Origin of the sequence: Sphingomonas sp. Leaf198, from assembly GCF_001424005.1 — a bacterium.
Taxonomy (GTDB): domain Bacteria; phylum Pseudomonadota; class Alphaproteobacteria; order Sphingomonadales; family Sphingomonadaceae; genus Sphingomonas.
Map to the genome: position 1 here is coordinate 1174376 of NZ_LMPX01000002.1, position 18195 is coordinate 1192570.

The 18195-nt window shown below is 60.8% G+C and carries 17 protein-coding genes and 1 tRNA gene; 9 read left to right on the plus strand and 9 right to left on the minus strand.

All coding sequences use genetic code 11. From position 1 onward, the window contains the following. The first annotated feature begins 7 nt into the window (after positions 1-7). On the plus strand, positions 8-478 hold the full coding sequence (locus ASG20_RS12260) for a group I truncated hemoglobin (protein WP_056052588.1): 471 nt from the start codon (positions 8-10) through the stop codon (positions 476-478). 739 nt (positions 479-1217) lie between these two features. Here ASG20_RS12260 and ASG20_RS12265 read toward each other — a convergent pair. The 3 genes from ASG20_RS12265 to ASG20_RS19690 all read right to left on the minus strand — a co-directional run bounded on the left by ASG20_RS12265 (position 1218) and on the right by ASG20_RS19690 (position 2407). Beyond that, the gene (locus tag ASG20_RS12265) at positions 1218-1580 is read right to left on the minus strand and encodes a hypothetical protein (RefSeq protein ID WP_056052591.1); all 363 of its coding nucleotides are present in this window, start codon (positions 1578-1580) and stop codon (positions 1218-1220) included. Between the two features lie 218 nt (positions 1581-1798). After that, complete coding sequence (locus ASG20_RS20155; protein WP_443025932.1) at positions 1799-2059, minus strand: phage integrase central domain-containing protein; 261 nt, start codon at positions 2057-2059, stop codon at positions 1799-1801. Positions 2060-2149: 90 nt separating this feature from the next. Then, positions 2150-2407 (minus strand): Arm DNA-binding domain-containing protein, encoded by a 258-nt coding sequence (locus ASG20_RS19690; protein ID WP_168371628.1) that lies wholly within the window; start codon positions 2405-2407, stop codon positions 2150-2152. A 290-nt stretch (positions 2408-2697) separates the two neighbouring features. On the opposite strand from ASG20_RS19690, the gene ASG20_RS12270 reads away from it, so the two are divergent. Next, positions 2698-3909 carry a tyrosine-type recombinase/integrase gene (locus ASG20_RS12270; RefSeq protein ID WP_056052595.1) on the plus strand — a complete coding sequence of 404 codons (1212 nt, stop codon included), beginning with the start codon at positions 2698-2700 and terminating at the stop codon, positions 3907-3909. 88 nt (positions 3910-3997) lie between these two features. On the opposite strand, the gene ASG20_RS12275 is transcribed toward ASG20_RS12270, so the two are convergent. Continuing rightward, the gene (locus tag ASG20_RS12275) at positions 3998-6589 is read right to left on the minus strand and encodes a DEAD/DEAH box helicase (RefSeq protein WP_056052598.1); all 2592 of its coding nucleotides are present in this window, start codon (positions 6587-6589) and stop codon (positions 3998-4000) included. Between the two features lie 3 nt (positions 6590-6592). Continuing rightward, positions 6593-8722 (minus strand): site-specific DNA-methyltransferase, encoded by a 2130-nt coding sequence (locus tag ASG20_RS12280; RefSeq protein WP_056052601.1) that lies wholly within the window; start codon positions 8720-8722, stop codon positions 6593-6595. Between the two features lie 242 nt (positions 8723-8964). Between ASG20_RS12280 and ASG20_RS12285 the strand changes: the two genes are divergently transcribed. From ASG20_RS12285 to ASG20_RS19430, 5 genes are all read left to right on the plus strand, one after another. Beyond that, on the plus strand, positions 8965-9888 hold the full coding sequence (locus ASG20_RS12285; RefSeq protein ID WP_056052603.1) for a hypothetical protein: 924 nt from the start codon (positions 8965-8967) through the stop codon (positions 9886-9888). Positions 9889-10002: 114 nt separating this feature from the next. Beyond that, positions 10003-10164 (plus strand): helix-turn-helix domain-containing protein, encoded by a 162-nt coding sequence (locus ASG20_RS19030; RefSeq protein ID WP_082470923.1) that lies wholly within the window; start codon positions 10003-10005, stop codon positions 10162-10164. 3 nt (positions 10165-10167) lie between these two features. After that, entirely contained in the window at positions 10168-11118 is a 951-nt protein-coding gene (locus tag ASG20_RS19695; protein ID WP_056052606.1) for a DUF7146 domain-containing protein, read from the plus strand. Further along, positions 11115-12626 (plus strand): YfjI family protein, encoded by a 1512-nt coding sequence (locus ASG20_RS12295; protein WP_156364274.1) that lies wholly within the window; start codon positions 11115-11117, stop codon positions 12624-12626. The genes ASG20_RS19695 and ASG20_RS12295 overlap by 4 nt, the downstream gene beginning before the upstream one ends. Before the next feature lie 30 nt (positions 12627-12656). After that, positions 12657-13379, plus strand: a complete 723-nt coding sequence (locus tag ASG20_RS19430) for a hypothetical protein (RefSeq protein WP_156364276.1) — start codon at positions 12657-12659, stop codon at positions 13377-13379. 84 nt (positions 13380-13463) lie between these two features. Here ASG20_RS19430 and ASG20_RS19045 read toward each other — a convergent pair whose 3' ends face one another. Next, the gene (locus ASG20_RS19045; protein WP_082470925.1) at positions 13464-14789 is read right to left on the minus strand and encodes a diguanylate cyclase; all 1326 of its coding nucleotides are present in this window, start codon (positions 14787-14789) and stop codon (positions 13464-13466) included. A 259-nt stretch (positions 14790-15048) separates the two neighbouring features. Continuing rightward, positions 15049-15141, minus strand: a tRNA-Ser gene (locus tag ASG20_RS12305). A 270-nt stretch (positions 15142-15411) separates the two neighbouring features. Here ASG20_RS12305 and ASG20_RS12315 point away from each other — a divergent pair. Next, a complete protein-coding gene (locus ASG20_RS12315; RefSeq protein WP_056052619.1) occupies positions 15412-16206 on the plus strand; it encodes a DUF1134 domain-containing protein in 795 nt (264 codons plus the stop codon). Between the two features lie 254 nt (positions 16207-16460). Next, positions 16461-16811, plus strand: a complete 351-nt coding sequence (locus ASG20_RS12320) for a hypothetical protein (protein ID WP_056052624.1) — start codon at positions 16461-16463, stop codon at positions 16809-16811. Positions 16812-16850: 39 nt separating this feature from the next. Here the strand turns inward: ASG20_RS12320 and ASG20_RS19435 are convergent, their stop codons facing one another. Both ASG20_RS19435 and pyrC read right to left on the minus strand, forming a co-directional pair. Then, on the minus strand, positions 16851-17006 hold the full coding sequence (locus tag ASG20_RS19435) for a hypothetical protein (protein WP_156364278.1): 156 nt from the start codon (positions 17004-17006) through the stop codon (positions 16851-16853). A 146-nt stretch (positions 17007-17152) separates the two neighbouring features. Then, the gene (pyrC, locus tag ASG20_RS12325; RefSeq protein WP_056052627.1) at positions 17153-18190 is read right to left on the minus strand and encodes a dihydroorotase; all 1038 of its coding nucleotides are present in this window, start codon (positions 18188-18190) and stop codon (positions 17153-17155) included. Positions 18191-18195 lie beyond the last annotated feature (5 nt).

Here is an 18195-nt window from a genome sequence, read left to right on the forward strand (position 1 = left end):
GTTTCCGATGCTCGTGCTTGCCTTGCTCGTCCTCCTCCAGACTGCGCCGGCGCCGCCGGGCGAGGACCCGGTCGCGCCTTATGCGATGAGCGATGCCAATGCCGGCGGCGGTCCGTTCAAGGGCGTTGCCATGCTCGAGGCGTTTCACGGCGTGGCCGGGATCGGCCGGATCGTCGACGATCTGGTGACGACGAGCCAGGCCGATCAGCGGATCGGCGACATCTTCAAGGGGCAGGACATGATCCGCCTCCGCCGCACGCTGAAGGAGCAGTTCTGCGTTCTGTTGAACGGCGGCTGCCACTACACCGGCCGCGACATGGCGACCACGCACAAGAACCTCGGCATCCAGGCCAAGGATATGAACGCGCTGGTCGAAAACCTCCAGGCCGCCATGCGTCGCGAGAGTGTCACGTTTCCAGCTCAAAACGCTTTCCTCGGCAAGCTTGCCGTTATGAAGCCGTATGTGGTCACTCGTTAGAAAACCCAGAAGGCGACATTCAAGTGTGCTTTCTCCGGTTCTCCAAAGCGGACCTCCGCTCATGTGCTCCTGTCAGCCCACCGGCGGGTCGAACTAGCTCCTGGGAACGGCTTGAATTGGGACAAAGCCGTCGTTCCGGCAATCGGCAGTGAATGTCGGGTTCTACATGAGCTGGCCATTCGCAAGGCTTCCGAAATCGGCTCGGCAACGAGCCATCCTGCAAGGTAGCGACTTCGCTGAAATTGGATTTCACGCCCAAATAGCAGCCGCCGCTCCCTTGCCGAAAAACCCCGCCTCAGAGGTTGTCGCGCACTTTCTCAATCTGACAGGGTAACCTCGGAAAATGGTGCGGACATGGAGCAAGTACGCCACCGCGCAAGCCGCAAGTGTCCAGAATTTAGGGTATGTCGCGACGACAAACATGTGTTTTGCGACCCGTCGCGGCGGGAAGTGAGCGCTCAAAAGCGGCAGGGCCGATCTCGTCCTACCTACGGTCATCAACGCTGCGAGGCAGTTCCCGATGACGGACACCATTCATCGTGTGAGGTGTCGTCATAGACCTGCGCCTACGAGGCCGGATGTAATCGTCGCGCTACACAGCGAGATTGCCGGGACCTGCCGACTGTCGGGGCGAGGATATCCGGACAGCTACGTCCGATGGGGGGCTCAACATGGAGCAACTACTGGACAGGTGTCCCGCGCGAGGTTGCTGGCAATATGAAGGTCCTAGAACGCGATATCAGCGAGCTACGCCGGTTGTCGAATATATTACGTCGACTGTTTTAACCATAGTCAGCTGCGCGCGAGCATGAGATCGATGATCGCCCGGTCGGCCGAGCGCGTGCGCGCGTTCGTTCATCACGGTCGAGAAGGTTGATCGCCAGCCGTACGGGACATGTCGTGCCCGGATCGCCAGGCGATTGTAGAAATACCCGATCACATTCTTGCTGATCGGCTTGTGAGCGTGCCGCTGGCTTGGAAACACCAGCGGCCGACGCGGTGCGAAGGCACGTGCCGCCCGGAGCGCATCCATCGCCTGTCTGGACAGCGGCACCTGAACGTCGAATCGCCCGTCCTGCTTGCGCGCGACCTTCGATCTCATGCGATCCGCCGGGATGCGCCAAACCGGCAACCTTGTTCAAGGCCTCCAGCTCGGCCCAGCTGGTCGTCCAAAGCGTGCCCGATCGCAGTGCCGTCAGGGCGAGCAGTCGCGCTGCAAGCTTGGTCATGGGATGGGCAACCGATGCCTCGGCCGCCATCAGTAGCGCTCGCGCTTCCTCCCGCGACGCAACGCTGGATGCCGCTTCTTGCTAAGCAGCTTCATCGCTCCGCGGATCGATACAGCCGGATCGCTCGTCGCGTATCCCGACGTATCGGAAAGCCGTACACGGCCGAGATGCGCTGCCGAACGCGACGCGCGGTCTCTACCGATGCCCGGTCCTCGATCCGGCGCACCAGTTGCAGCACCCTGGGCGAGGTCACCGCTACGACTGGCGTCGAACCGATATACGGAAAAACATCCTTCTCGAGGCGGTTCAAGACGTCCGCCGCATGCAGCTCGACAGCTGCTGGGCATGCCATTCCAGCGCTACCGCCTCGAACGTCGTTGCATACTCGATATGCCGAACCGCTGCGGCTTGCTTGCGGTCGACGTTCGGATTGTCCCCGCTTTCAAAGCCGTGAGGCCGCCTCCCGGTGCTCGCGCGGGAGCGCCAAGCTGACTTCGAGATAGCTGCCCGGCACGAGCAGCTTTTCCTTCCCGGCGATACGACATTTCCAGCGCCAGGCGCGGAAGCCGATCGTCGTCACGAACATGTGAAGACCCCGGGCGTCCGACAGATTGTAGCTTTTGTCGCTGCCTTGGCCTGACGGCAGCGTAATTCGGTCAGCACCCGATACCTCCAGAACGTCTTCGCGTACGCTCAACATGCTTGGGCTTGGGTGAGACACAATGGGACCGTGTGAGACTACCGCGCTATGAAAAGCGAGGCAAATCCTAAAGTTCCGAGATGGTGTGAGATGCTGTGGGACATTAAAATGGCGGAGACGGAGTCCGCCGAACCCGCTGTTTGCCACGGTTCGTCAACGTCCACTTGCGCCCCGAATCTCCTTGTAATAAAACGACTTCTTATCATCGGCTGCCCATCATTGCTTGTAGACGTCCACCTAAATCCGGCATAAAAAGTGGGACCGGTAGTGGGGCCGAAGTAGGACCGAACATGGCAACGCGCACTCTGAACAAGCTGGACTCTCGGACAGCGGCAACGATCAAGACGGCGGGGCGACATTCGGACGGCGGCGGGCTCTACCTGTCCGTCGACCCCACTGGCCGGAGGCGCTGGGTGTTCATGTACACGCGGAACGGCAAGCGGACTGAGCTTGGGTTAGGCGGCGGGCGCGACCTGACACTAGCGAATGCGCGGAAGGAAGCCGGCACGCTGCGAACGATTTTGGCTGAGGGCGGCGATCCCCGGTCCGCGCGAGAGAAGCAGGAGCGGCAGACTTTCGGCGAGGTTGCCGACGCCTATGTCGAAGCCATGCGGCCATCATGGCGCAGTGCTAAGCATGCCGCGCAATGGTCGATGACGCTGACCAAATATGCCGCCCCGATCCGCCCGCGCATGGTAGAGACAATCAGCACGCGGGAAATCCTCGAGGTACTACAACCGCTGTGGCAGCGGACGCCTGAAACGGCGGAGCGGCTTCGCGGCCGGATTGAGAACGTATTGGACGCGGCCAGAGCGAAGGGGCTGCGCACTGGCGAGAACCCGGCACGCTGGCGCGGCCACCTTGACCAGCTCCTGCCCAAGCGACAGCGGCTATCTCGCGGCCACCATACCGCTCTGCCTTATGCGGACGTACCAGCCTTCATGGGTGATCTACGTGGGCGCGAGGCGACGGCAGCGCGGGCGCTAGAGTTTGCGATTCTGACTGCCGCCCGATCCGGCGAAGTGCTTGGCGCTGCCTGGGCCGAAGCCGACCTCGATGGCGCTGTATGGACGGTGCCAGCGGCTCGGATGAAGGCCGGGCGCGAACACCGCGTACCGCTCTCCGCACGTGCCGTGGAGCTTCTGAAGCGTTTGAACGCGGCGCGCAATGCCGAGACGGCAAAGCCGAGCGATCCTGTGTTCGCTGGAGCCAAGGGTAAGCCGCTTTCGAGCATGGCAATGGCAATGCTGTTGCGCCGGATGGGCTCCGCCGTGACGGCGCACGGCTTCCGTTCCGCGTTCCGAGATTGGGCGAGCGAGACAACCGGGTTTCCGCACGAGGTCTGCGAGATGGCCTTGGCACATACGATCGGGAACAAAGCAGAAGCCGCTTATAGGCGGGGCGACCTGTTCAACAAGCGGCGCAGCCTCATGGATGCTTGGGGGAACTACTGCGGCGAGAATGTCGGAAACGTGGTTCGGCTAGCCGCGGCAGGCGCCTGATCACCGGCGACTGCTGCTTAGGTCGCAAAACTGACTAACATGGCAGCTTGAGACGCGGGATCGTGTCGCGTCTCACGTACCGTGCTGTTCAGCTCTTATAGATTATGGACGCCGAGCCTAGATACGCAGCCTTGGCACTGGCCGCTGCATAGACGGCCGAGCGCACCTGTGGATTTTGGAGGTTCAGCACGCGGTATCGGCCTTCCACTTCCGAGACGGCATCAATCGATCCGTACAAATGCCCGTTGGCTTCCGCATATTGGGCAAGGCCGTGCAGCTTGGGCAGGGAGTCGGCTAAATGATGCCCGTGCGGGTCCACTATGTCGGCAACGATACTGCCATTGGCATGTTGGCTGAAGAACACGAAGTCGGGCCGCATAATCCGCTTATCGTCAACGTCATCATATATGACACCCAAGGAGTCTTGGCTGGCGCGAGCAGGGTTGCGAAACCATGCTACCCTTTCATCCTTCTCTATTTCGGCTTCAACGACCGCCCGCTCCCATATGTTCAGTTCGTCCGGGAACAGTCCGTCTGCGTCGCACAACATATGCTTCTCATAGCGGGGCAACGGGTTTTCCGTGCCGTTGGCTTCCCGTGCCATCGTTGGCTGCAACCACGTCTTTGGACGGGCAAGGAATACGTCCAACGGATTGGCACTGAGCGCTTGAATTTGACGATAGGCTTCCTGTCGTTCATCGGTCAGAGTGCCAATTACCCCTCGGTATTCGTTCAACCATTGATCAGATAGCGCCTCGGCAGCGGCCTCAAGCGTCTCCTTGATTTCCGGGATAAGTCCCAATGCCGCAACATCGGTATGGGCGCCGATCAGGGCCTCCTCTTCGTCCTCTGCATTCTGATCCTTTGCCGCCAGATGCTCGCTATAGGTTGTTGCCAGATCGGGGCTGATGATCCGGCCTGCCCGTTTGTAGGCGTCCTCGATCACCGCATAGTCGGCCACCTCAACGAAGTCGTTGAATGTCATCCCTTGACTGGCAACGTCGGCTTTTAAGGTTTGCCCTTCTACTGCCATCACAGCGGCCCGCATGGTGGCGATCTTGGGGGCAAGCTCGGTTCGCATCCGGTCAAGTACCTTGTGCATTTCCGCATGAGCCTTTTTCCCAGCATCTGGAAGCAAGCCATCGCGCGCAAGTTCATGGGCAAGCGCCGTCAACCGCTTCACCGGACGGGCCAGTCGCTTGGGCAGGATCTGCGAAGGCAAGGACAGTAACTTGTCCCAAACTGCCTCAGGGATCGCCGGGTTAGGCAGAACCTCGATCGGGCGAATGAGAACACGGCGCAGAGGCAAATCTTCGCCCGTATCGCCGCCGGACATGAGAGCGTTGACCACCGCGGTGACAGATCTCTTGTCGAAGCGGGGCAAAAGGCAATCCACAGCATTCAGCCGATCACTGCCGGGGATGCGTCGGGCAAGCGGCGATCGCATCATGCGGCCCAGCAACTGCGTGATATGCGTACGGTCGGTGGCAGCGCGAAGCGAAACCATCACTTCGGCGCGGGGGCAATCCCAACCTGTGCTTATCGCGTCTTTAGCTATCAGGATGCGAACCCAGTCGGACTCTTGCACCCGTTCCGGCTCAATATAAGGAACAGAGCGACTGCCAAATGTCTCTGTCCTGTGTTCGCCAAGCACGTTGGCAATGCAGTCATGGGGCAGATCGGGCCATTCCTCGTATATCGCGTCCAGCCAAGTGCTGATTTCCTTGGGATCGGGAGCGTTCGGCACCTGTAAGACCATCAAAGGTTTGACCGTATCAGGCTCTCCCTGCTCCTTCATATAATCTGCCCATGCGTCGGAAATATCCCTCAGGCTTCGCGTGCCCCGCTTCAACAGGACGGTCGCGAAATCGCCAATCTCATCCGGCACGTCCAGATTGATCGTGTCCTTGATCAGGCCGGAGTCCTGTACTTTCTTGGCGTCGACCACCACGTTGGGTAGTCTGACATGACCTACCATTTCAGCGATGGCATCGTTGAACCGCTGGACGGTTGCAGAGATACCCCACACAACGGGGATACCTGGCACGCCTCGCGTTCCGTTGATTAGCTGTTTCACGATAGTGGGCTTACCGCTTCCGCCCCCTTCTTTCATGCCCCGGTGGGCTTCGTCGAGCACCAAATAGAGCGTCAGGTCCGGGTCCTCGATCGTACTCTTGATCGTGTCCCAAATAGTGTGGGACCGCAGGTCCGGCATCAGCCGTTCGCCCATGCCATCCTTCTCAATCGCACCATCGTCGGGATCATGCCCGCGAACAAGCAGGCTATTTTTGGAGAACTTATGTGTGTTGAGGAAATAGACCTTGCCAGGTTCGAACTGCTCCCGGCCAAAGCTGTTCATCACCGTTACTAGGTTAGAAGCCGTTAGCTTGTCCGATGCTTGGCTGAGCCGCCATTTGGATTGTTCGTTCAACGAGGGATCATCACTGAACCAAATAACGACCGCGCCGGGATCAGCCGGAAAATCGAAATCATCACTGCCGAAAAACAAGGCTTCGATCACGGCGGCTGCCATCACTGTCTTGCCCGCGCCCGTGGTAGCAGTGAGAGAAAAGGCGTTCTTGTCACCGTCCTCGTGCCACCGCTTGCGAGCCTTTTTCAGCCGGTCGAGAACATCGGCAACCGCCGGCGTTTGATACTCATCAATAAGGGTATATTTCATCTGTCAGCGCCCCATCGCAAAGCGGAAGTTGGTCAAATAGGACTCATAGAGCCGGACAGGCTCCACCGATCCGGGAAGCTGACGCACTACCGATTGAAAGCGGCGGTCATCGTCGGTCACTACATAGACAACCCGGATTGCAGCGTTCCCTTCAATCGCTTTGGCGAAAGCGGCTGACTTGTCGAGGTCGATCAACAGGCCATAGCTATCGGCAATCTCCCAACCCTGATCGGGCAACTCGTCAATTCTGCGGCCGTCGCTCCCCGCTCGCATCCACAGCAAGGGCGCAATCCGTCCAAAGGCGCGGTTGTGCCTTACGGTAATCGGCGTCTCATAGGTCAGAGTAAAAAATTCTACGTTTTCAGCAAAGCCCTCGGCAACCGGAAACTCGTCAGTGAACTTATAATCGCCTCTTATCTGATCGCCGTCTGGGGTCATGCCCGTTATAGCGGAGCCTATGCGGGGCTTCGTGATATACTCGCATATTCCCCACTGTTCCCAATCAGGATCGCCGGCGCGAAGGCCATCGTTGCGAAGCCTCGCTTGCTCGTCGACGCCAACTTCGTTGTTGGTGACTGAGATACATTGCCGCCTGCCGCCATCCTGCTTGTTCATCCGCATGACCGCGTGAGCAGTTGTCCCTGATCCGCTGAAAAAGTCGAGCACAACCGCATCACGGTTTTTACCGATCAGAAAGCGTAGACAATCCTCGACCGCGTAAAGCGATTTTGGAAAAGGAAAACTTCTATTTGGAAGTATCGTCTTTAGAAGGTTTGAGCCATGCCTAGTAGCATCGTGGCTTTGCAAAGCCCAACTGTCTGTAGGAACAAAGTCTCGGCCACTTCCTACAAATTGCCCAATTACGGAACCATCAGAACGAGTCCCGACTACTTTGATCGTACCGTCGGTTATTCGTTTTTTTTCACCTCTCGCCAAGTAGTAAACCCGCGTGTTCTCGCCAGCCAGCTTTCCAACTTTAACGAATCCTGATTCGACCGATGTTTGTATCGCCGCCTTACCTAATTGCCACCGTCCCTCAACCCCGTCCGACCGAATCGGCCAAACAGTGACTGCCCCATCAACGGTAGCAACGTCTGAGCGATTGGCTTGAAGCGGCAAAGGTTCGCCAACCTTTACAATTTTCCCTGTTTCGTTCGACACATAGATTGGAAAAAATGAGTCCGGCCTGTCTGTTCGGAGTGGCTCCGATCCGCTTCGCCACAGCGTATTCCAATACAAGACATCCTTTTGATTCTTTTCCTTTTGGCCTCCCCATGCCTCGCCTAACGGCATCGCTTCTGGCGACATCTCCCCAAAGAAGACATAAAATACGAACTCCGATGACCGAGCAAATAGACCATCCCTACTTACGCCACCGGGCTTGATAACAGACGTTACCATTTGAATGCGGGCATCTGTAAATATCTGCTCCAACAGCAATCCTAGGCGCAAATATTCTCGCTCATCGATAGTAACGATTAGAGCAGAAGAAATAGGGTTCAGCAAAGCGCGTGCGACTATTAAGCGCCGCTCCATCATCGCGAGCCATTTTGAATGACGATAAAGATCATCACCCTCTACATAATCGTTATTGTATTTCCAATCCTTAGCGCCCGTGTTGTAGGGCGGATCGATATAGATCGCGTCAATCTTCCCCTGATGGGTAAAATTCAGAGCTTCGAGAACGTGGAAGTTTTCGCCGTTGATCACCGTATGAAACGGCTTGCCGTCGCCACGCTCAACCTTGCCCGTGCTGACAAGGCCGGGATAGATATAATCCTTGAACTCCGCGACCACGATCAGATCGGCAACCGCAACAGTCTGCCGCTCACCCTCAGTAGAATACAGCAGTTCCAACTTGGCTATCCGACCCCCAGGCGACGCCTGAAACCCCGTCACCTTCCAAGGCCGCTGATCACCCTTCGCCGTCGATCCACGGGGGGGAAGGACATGTACCTTGTCGCCTTTGCGGACGGGTCTGCCGGGAAGTTCGACGCTTTCGGGGCGATGCCGCTCAAAGTTGAGACCGAAGGACCGACGAGACGAGAGAACGTTGAACTCGCGCTCCAGCTCCTGCCCAAACGCCGCATCTTTAGCCTTTGCCTGTGCAATCAAATCAGTAAGCCGCGACAATCCCGGTATCCTCCGATGCATATCGCGAGCGTTGGACACTCTGCCAGCCCGCGAAGGGCTTGTGACAGATACCTGCACTGTCCGGCAAGGCGGGACGGGCGATGCAGCATATCTCGGCATAAGCAGGACTTTTCCGCGCTCCTCGTTCCACCTATCATCGGCCGTGGGGATAGGCTGGCCGGTGGACAAGCGTACTCCCCGCGTGCTTCCCCGATCATCGTGGAAGCCGCTTGGGAGGCGGAATGGCAGACCAATGGCTTGAAGCAGCAACCGCGCTTGACGTCTTCGGCAACCGCTTGGCGATATGCGAGCGATGCCATGCGGGGCTGGTACGAACGCAAGCCGCGTCATTCTACCGCGTAGATAACGTTCAAGCCGATGCCGAACTGCCGCGCGAATTCTGGTGGGCAAAGGGGCACGAAGCACTGGATCAGAATTGGCAAACCGGCGATTTTAGCACTTGGATCGACCAAAAATATCACTGGCAGGCCTTTGGTGTTCGGTTCGCCCTGGCTGACTTGCTGAACCTGCTTCCATTCGATCAACATGCTGCAATCCGGCGGCAGCTGTCCGTCGCCGGCAACTCGGCTTGGATATCCGCGCGGGAGGCACGGCGGTTCGCTTACGAAAAGGCTCGGCTAAATCCGACTACCGCGGGCAAGGCCGTGGCCGAGCAGTGCAGGCTGGGCTTCATCTTGGCGCGGGCGGTGGAAATGCGGTGGGCATTGGGACGTACACCCGACGACGGCTGGACCGAGGAAGCGCGGGAGTGGGACGTGCCGATCTGGTTCTGGGAGCGCTTCACGACGCAGGACGCAAGCTCCCAAGATTGGGAACAGGGCCGGTTCGCTGGCCGGGGGCGCGGACCGCAGGGGTATGGCTGGTTGACGCTCAACGGGGTGCATTTCTTGCGGTCCTCGTTCGACGTCCTTTTGCCAAGCGCGCTGCCAGCGCCCGAAGGATCCGAGCAAGCCGACCCGCGCAAAGTGGCCCTCTCGGAAGCCGACCTGCTGCGGTGGTGGGATAAACTCGCTCCCGTCCGGGAAGGGCTTACGCAGGAACAGCTACGGGCGATCGCCGCTAGCGATCATCCGCAACATACGGTGTCGCGCGATCGCATCCGGGCCCTTGCGGACGGTCGGAAGCCGGGACCCAAACCGAATTAAGCGGCAATCGTCCGCCTGATTGTCGCGCAATCGCCGCCGAAATAGCCGCCCGATTCAACCTCGCGCACTGTCCCGTCATGCCCGCCGATGCCGGCATGAACACGGGAGTGACGAATGGAAACGCTAGCGGTCTCAATCAATGAAGCGGCAAAGGCGCTTAGCCTCGGTCGATCGACGATTTACGTTCTAATCTCGGAAGGGCGTTTGGAAACGCGCAAGATTGGCAGGCGCACAGTGATCCCTACCGCGTCACTCGCCAAGCTGCTGGAGGCGTAGGCCATGCCTGCACCTCGCGAGCGCTTTGAGCGGCTGAATGCCACGCTCCTGCCGCAGCTCCCATCGCTGGTGAAGCAATGGCTTCCTTCCGGCCGGGCGGCTGGCATGGAATGGACCGCGCTCAACCCGTGCCGGCATGATCGGCAGTCGGGCTCGTTCCGGGTTAATCTGCGGTCCGGCCGGTGGGCGGACTTCGCGACCAGTGAGTGCGGCGGTGATCCTATCTCGCTCTATGCCTACCTGTTTACCGACGGGCGGCAGGGCATGGCGGCACGAGAACTGGACCGCGGCACGATTGCGCTTCGGCCGGCCACCGCTGCTAAAGCCGCGAAGGTCGCTAATCCTTGTGCCGATGAAGTGCGGCGGATCTCCCGCGCCCGCTCAATCTACGCGGCGGCTGGCCCGATCAGCCGCGCTTCGGAAGCCTATCTGCTGAGCCGGGGATTGCAGCGGGTTCCTACGTGGGAGCGCCTGCGTTCGGCCATTCTGCGCTATCCCGAGTCCGATCTACATCCGGCGATGATCGCACCGGTGACGGCCGCCAGCGGGATGCTGGAAGGCATTCAGCGCACCTTCCTAACGGATGATGGGCGCAAGCTACCGGTGCGCGATCCCAAGCTGTCACTCGGCCGGGTGCGCGGCGGCGCGATTCGCCTTGCCGAGCCGGCGGCGGAGCTGGTGCTGTGTGAGGGGCTGGAGGACGGCTTGAGCCTCGCACAAGAGCTTATCGGCGCTCACGTATGGGTCGCGCCGGGCGCTGGCATGCTGGCGGCCACGTTCCTGCCGCCTGTCGTGTTGCGCGTAATTATCGCCGCCGACAATGACGCCCCCGGCGAACAGGCTGCAATGCGAGCGGCGGAGCGGTTTGCAAGCGACGGACGGACCGTTCGGATCATGCGCCCCGATCCCGCATATAAGGATTGGAATGATCAGCTCCGTGGGATCGCCCGGTGAGCCGCTTCGCTTCGGCATTGGCGGCGGCGGAGCCGGCTCAGACACCAGAGCCGCTGCCGCTCCGCCGTGCGCTGCCACCTGCCGAACCATTTCCGCTAGAAGCCTTGGGACCGGTGCTTGAAGGGGCCGCTCGGGCGATAATGGATCGGGTGCAATGTCCTGATGCGATTGCGGCGCAGTCGGTGCTGGGAGCGGCCTCGCTGGCGGCACAGGCGCACGCCGATGTCGTTATACCGGCAACCGGGCACATCCGGCCCCTGTCGCTCTTCCTAGTGACCGTCGCTGCGTCCGGCGAACGTAAGAGCGCCGCCGATGGTGAGGCGCTTCGTCCGATCCATGATCGCGAGGAGGTTCTGCGCGAATATCATGCAATAGCCCGGCCCAAGTACGAGAACAGCCAACTGGCGTGGGACGATGCCCGGAAGAAGGCGCTGGGCAAATGTAAGGGGGACTTCGAGGCGGGACGTGCCGCGCTCGACGCCATCGGTCCGCCGCCGACCCCGCCGCCAGCGCCCATGTTGCTCGTACGCGAGCCGACGTTGGGAGGATTGCACAAGCTTTTCGGTGTGTCCGGTCCGTCACTTGGGCTGTTTAGCGATGAGGCCGGCAGCTTCCTTGGCGGCCATGGTATGAGCGAGGACAACAGGCTCCAGATGGGCGCAGGATTGTCGGAACTGTGGGACGGGAAGGCGATCAGCCGAGTCCGCGTGGGAGACGGCGCGAGCATATTGCCCGGCAGACGTCTCGCAGCGCACCTCATGGTCCAGCCGGGCGTTGCCGATCGGTTGCTTAGCAACGTCGAACTTTCACAACAGGGCCTTCTGTCGCGCCTGCTCGTGGCGGCGCCTCCCAGCCTTGCAGGTACGCGCATGCAGCGCCCTACCGGTCCGGGTTCCGCGATAGCCCTAGCGGCTTACCGGAGTCGATTGGGAGAGATGTTGGCGGCCGACGCGTCGATGCACGATAGCGGGCTGAAGCCTCGCCGGTTGGAGCTTGACTATCGGGCTAGCTGCGTCTGGGCCGCTTTCGCCGATGAAACGGAACAGGCGTTAGGACCGGGAGGGGCGCTGGAACCAATACGGGGCTTCTCCAACAAACTTCCCGAACACGCCTTACGGATGGCGGCTGTCCTTGAGCTCGTTGCAGATAGCGAGGTTGGGCTGATCGGCCCCCGCTCAATGGAGACGGGCGTCGCGCTGGCTCGTTTCTACGCGAGCGAGGCTCTTCGCCTCTTCCACGCGGGCTCAATTCCGGCCGCGGTGATGCAAGCCGAGCAGCTGCTGCACTGGCTTCATAATGTTTGGGGGCAGCGGCTCGTTGGCATTGCGCACGTCTATCAGCGCGGGCCGAACTCGATCCGCACCAAGGCGAAGGCGCGCGCGGCGATCGATGTTCTGGAGGAACATGGCTGGCTGCACCCGGTTACGGATGGCGCTGAAATTGACGGCAAGAGGCACCGAGACGCCTGGCGCATTGTCCCACCCCTTTCGCAAGTTTCGCGACTTTAGCAGGCCGCCACCGCAGAACGGAGATTTGGTATGGCAGGATCGAAACCGAAGGGAACACTACAGGTGACGGAGAAGCTGGGTGTTTCTCGGGAGCGCCAGCTGGCCGACGTGGCGCTCGATCCGCTATTCGGTAGCGCCGTCATTGCCTCATCGTTCGGCAAGCCATTCTCCGGCGAGACCGACTTCACGGCGTTCTATGAGGCGATGCATGATCGCGCACGAGCGATCCGGGACAACAAGCTCGACAGCGCGGAAGATATGCTAACGGCGCAGGCCGCTGCCCTGAATGCCATGTTCTTGGAGCTGGCCCGGCGATCAGGCGCGAACATGGGTGAGTACATTCAAGCCGCCGAGACCTACATGCGATTGGCGTTGAAAGCGCAGGCTCAGTGCCGTGCGACGCTTGAGACGCTCGCCAACATCAAGAACCCGCCTGTCGTTTATGCGCGGCAGGCGAACATCGCGAACGGACCGCAACAGGTGAACAACGGTGTTGTGGGCACCTCGCACGGGAGCAATCAGGCAAGTCCGCCGAACGAACTATTGGAGACGGAGCATGGCAAACGGCTGGACCCTCGAACGGCGGGCGCGGCAATCGGCAGCGATCCGACGATGGAAACCGTGGGAGCGATCGACGGGGCCTCTGACGGCGGACGGCAAGGCAAACGCCAGCCGCAACGCCGACAAGGGCGAAAAGCGGCCGGCGCTCAGGGCTCAGCTGGCGCATCTTCGGGAGCTAATGCGGGAAATTGAGGTTGATTAGCGGGGGCCGTTCGCAATTCCCCGACGCCATTCTATCGGATCTATCGGAGCACCGTATATCCAGCAATATTCGTCCTAGCTAGCGGCACAAGGTTGTTCGTTCGATGCAACATCCGACGCGCGCGGCATTGAGGTCGCCCGCGTGACTTGGGCACGTCCTGCCGCTTTACTTAAATACGATGCTTTGTCGGCGGCTTCAAAAGCGGCGGCTACTTGCGCCTCAGTCTGGCATTCCGCAACTCCCACGCTTACTGAAACGAAGAAATTTACCTTATCTCCGCCTGACGAAGTCCAAGTCACCTCGGAATCCTTTAGGGCATCACTAACTCTTCGCATTGATCCATATGCTTCCTCCTCAGTACAGTCCGGCATCAAAATCCCGAACTCATCACCGCTGATCCGATATATTCTATCGCGCGGCCTCGCCTTCAAGCGCAAGATAGTTGCAATATGTTTCAAAGCCGCATCACCGGCGGAATGACCATAACTGTCGTTCACCGTCTTAAACTTATCAATATCAATGCGAATGCACGCAATCGGTTTGGCCACTGTCAGAGCGCCGGACGCGAGACCACGCAGGTCTTCTTGATAAGCACCCTGATTTCGAAGCGTCGTGATCGAATCCGTCTCACCAATCGCACCCGGAGCGGGCTTCGACATCAATTCACGAACGGGACCTTGCTGGCAGAAGCAAGGTGTCGACTCACAATCGCGGCAGTGCCCTGGATAAGCGCTCCATAGGAGCTCATCAGTTAACGGCGACTCGCCTCCGCGCCGCTTCCGTAGTTCAATTGCCAGTGCGAACCACCAGCCGAGAAAGTCTGCTATCTCATTCTCGAAATTGCGCGGGTAAAGATGCCTGAACCTCAGTGCCTCCGAGACTTCAGCAAGCTCCTCCGTTAGCCTTAAATAAATATAAACAAGCGGATCACTTAAACCGTCCGGACCACTCCAGCTGTGTCCGTATATGCTGCTAAACATCAACTCCAACTCGTTGATCGACTTTCCCTGAGTTCCCGCACGCCTATAATATAGCTTGCCAAGAAGCTCGTCGTTTAAATCCGGTTTTTCACCGATCCAACAGGAACATGGGCTTTTCAGACAGTATGGACATGCTTGCGGATATTTACGAAGTATCATGTCCGCGAGCGTTGTATTACGTGGATCGACGGAACTTATAAGAGCGCAAGCCCACCCAAATATCTTCGGCACAAATCGCGAAGCGGCTTCCATGTCCCTCTTCTTGAACAAGTGCTTGCCAGCAACGCCGCAAACCTCTGACATATGCTGAAATATATCGGCGGTCGATTTATTGTAGTTCTGAGTTGGACCATAAATTGCGCTGAGCATATCCACGTAGTCGTTTATGCCTTGCGCCCGGTCATATTTTATAACTGGCATTGCGATTCCGTGCTCTGTTCAAGCCAACAGATATACACAGCCCATTCCGGATTGAAACGGACCATTCCGCGCCGCGCTCGCTTGCGAGCCGTCAGCAGCTGACTCCAGCCGGCGCGGTGGGCTGCACATTTGTCGAGTCTGGCAGAAGGATCGATGGACATTCGCCCCGGAGGCCAGTCGAACTATTGGGGCCGAAAGTAGGGCCGAAGAGCGAGCCGCCCCTTTCTTGGTTATTTTTCAGGGGCTTGCATGGGACAAATGGCGGAGACGGAGGGATTCGAACCCTCGGTACCAGTAAACCCGGTACGGCGGTTTAGCAAACCGCTGGTTTCAGCCACTCACCCACGTCTCCGGCTGCAGCAGATGCGGGGCTATAGCGAGGGTCGTCGCGGGGGGCAACGACTGTCTTCGCGTCATTCGCTCTCTTCGTGTCATTCATCGCGAATTCGCCCAAATTCGACACGCGCGGCCGGTTCGTTCATTGCGCGGCAAGGCCGAGGTTGGTTACGCTGGCCAAGCGAAAGGACCGGGTCGACCGGTCCGATCGGATCGGCCATGTCGAGGTCGATGGTTTCAAGGTCGATCGTTTGGTGCCCCGTTTGCGGACGCCGGTTTGGGGACAATGATCATGCGTGACTTCTGGCTCGGCTTGGGTGCCTTCGCCGCCGCGATGTGTGGAGGCACTGGCGGTGCCGCCGCGCAGGTGCGCACGATCGATCCCAACCAGGCGATCGATGGCGACCTCGCGCCGCGCGCCTATACCGCGCCGTCGCGCGCGCAGACGACCACGCAGCCGTCGCGGCCCGCCGATATCGATACGCAGGTCCAGTCCGACCCGACGCCCGCCCCGGCTGAGCCGTCGAATCCGCCTTCGAGTCCAGCGGCGGACCCGGCCTCGCCGACCGCCCGCGCGGAAGCGACGACGCAGGCGGCCGACACCTATCAGCGCGACGACCTGCTGGCGGCGGGCGAAGGCGTGTTCGGCAAGGGCGCAGCCGGGCTCGGCGGCATCCTCGAAAAGATCCTCAAGGATCAGGGCCAGCCCAATGCGTACATCGCCGGGCGCGAGGCGTCGGGCGCGTTCATCCTCGGCGTGCGCTACGGCTCTGGGATCATGAGCCACAAGGTCGAGGGCCAGCAGCCGGTCTACTGGACCGGGCCGTCGGTCGGCTTCGACGTCGGCGGCGATGCGAACAAGGTCTTCGTGCTGGTCTACAACCTCTACGACACCGAGGAGCTCTACAAGCGCTTCCCCGCGGTCGAGGGTCGTCTGTACCTGGTCGGCGGGTTCGCCGCGACCTATCTGCGGCGCGGCAACGTCGTCCTGATCCCGATCCGCCTCGGCGTCGGCTGGCGCGCAGGCGTCAACGTCGGCTATATGAACATCACGCACAAGAGCCGGTGGCTGCCGTTCTAGGCGAAGACGGGCAGCCGGCCAGGTCCAGCCGACTCCACCAAGCCCGGCCGGCGAGGCGCAGGCGGGCAGCCGGCCACGCCCGGCCGACTCCGCCAAGCCCGGCCGGCGGGCAAAGCCCGTCCGACGGCATGGGCTTTGCCCATGTCGCGCGCCACACGCGACGCTCAAGCCGCTCGTGCCCCCCACCCTCATCCCACGCCCAGCAAATCCAGGCGACGAGTTGACGCCCCCTCCCCACGCGCTACCCCAGGCCAATGGCAAAACCCGACCGCCTCGCCCGCCTCGACGCCCAGCGCGAGGATCTCGAAACCGAGTACCGCGACACCCTGATCGCCGCGCTGGAGAAGACCGCGTCGGGATCGCTCGGGCTGTTCGACCGCAGCGCCGACCGCCGCGTCCGCGCCGCGATCGCGCCGACGATCGACGCGCTCAACGAGATGGGCGCGGACATCGACGCGATGCGCGACCGCCTGCTGCTCGAACCGTTCGCGCTCCACCACGACTTCTTCGCGGCACGCGGCCCGGTCAGCGCCAGCGCGGTCGGCGAACAGAAGGAGGCGCGGTTATGGATCGACCGGCTGAACGCAGCGGATCCTGCACGCTGATGCGGCACGTCTTCGCGGGATAAACCCCGGCATTCGATCTCAGAGGCAATCGCCATTCACCGCGCAAACCATCGTCAACATGCCGAAGAACCACGCCGTCGCCATCGCCGGCACGCATACTATCGCAACGCCGATACGCACCCGGGACGGCACGGGCATCAGATGAATCCCGCCGAACAGCGCGGCCAGCGCCAAGCCCGGGATCGACTAGCGAAACGAACCGCCGACGATCCACACCGGCAGGACCGGGTACGCGAAGACCCAGACCAGCAGGATGGCGAACGGTCCCACGCCCGCCACGGCCAGCGCAAGACTCCAGCGGCCCCTGAGGCCCGCGACGCTCACCCCTCGAATCGCCACCCGACCGTCGTCCCCGCCAGGAACGGCACCACCGCGGTCGCACCCTCGCCGATCGACGCCGGCACCTCGACCGGATCGCGCACCAGCGTCACCGTGCCGTCGTTCAGCGGCAGCCCGTAGAATCGCGCGCCATGCTCGGACGCGAACGCTTCGAACTTGTCGATCGCGCCCTCTTCCTCGAACACGCGCAGATACGCCTCGAGCGCGAACGGCGCGTTGAAGATCCCGGCGCACCCGCACCCTGATTCCTTCGCGCCGACGACATGCGGCGCGCTGTCGGTGCCGAGGAAAAACCGCGGCGATCCCGATACCGCCGCCTTGCGGACCGCGAGGCGGTGCGTCTCGCGCTTGAGCACCGGCAGGCAATAGGCATGCGGCCTGAGCCCGCCGTCGAACAGCGCGTTGCGGTTGATCAGCAGATGCTGCGGCGTGATCGTCGCGGCGATCGGATGCGAGGCTTCGGTGACGAACGCCGCGGCCTCGGCGGTGGTGATGTGCTCGAGCACGATCTTCAAACCGGGATAGTCGCGCGTCAGCGGCGTCAGGACGCGCTCGACGAACACCGCCTCGCGGTCGAAGATGTCGATCGACTTGTCGGTCACCTCGCCGTGGATCAGCAGCGGCATGCCGATTCGCTGCAGCGTCTCCAGCACGCCGGTCAGCGCGCGGATATCGGTGACGCCGTGCGCCGAGTTGGTCGTCGCATGCGCGGGGTACAGCTTGCACGCTGCGAACACGCCCTCGGCATAGCCGCGCTCGATCTCCGCCGGATCGGTCCCGTCGGTCAGGTAACACGTCATCAGCGGGGTGAAACCGACGTCTCCGCCCAGCGCCGCCATGATCCGATCGCGATAGGCGCGCGCCGCGACGATCGTCGTCACCGGCGGAGTGAGGTTCGGCATGATGATCGCGCGCGCGAACTGCCGCGCGGTGTGCCTCGCGACCGCCTCCAGCATCGCGCCATCGCGCAGGTGGACGTGCCAGTCGTCGGGGCGGCGGATCGTGAGGCGCTCGGTCATGCGCT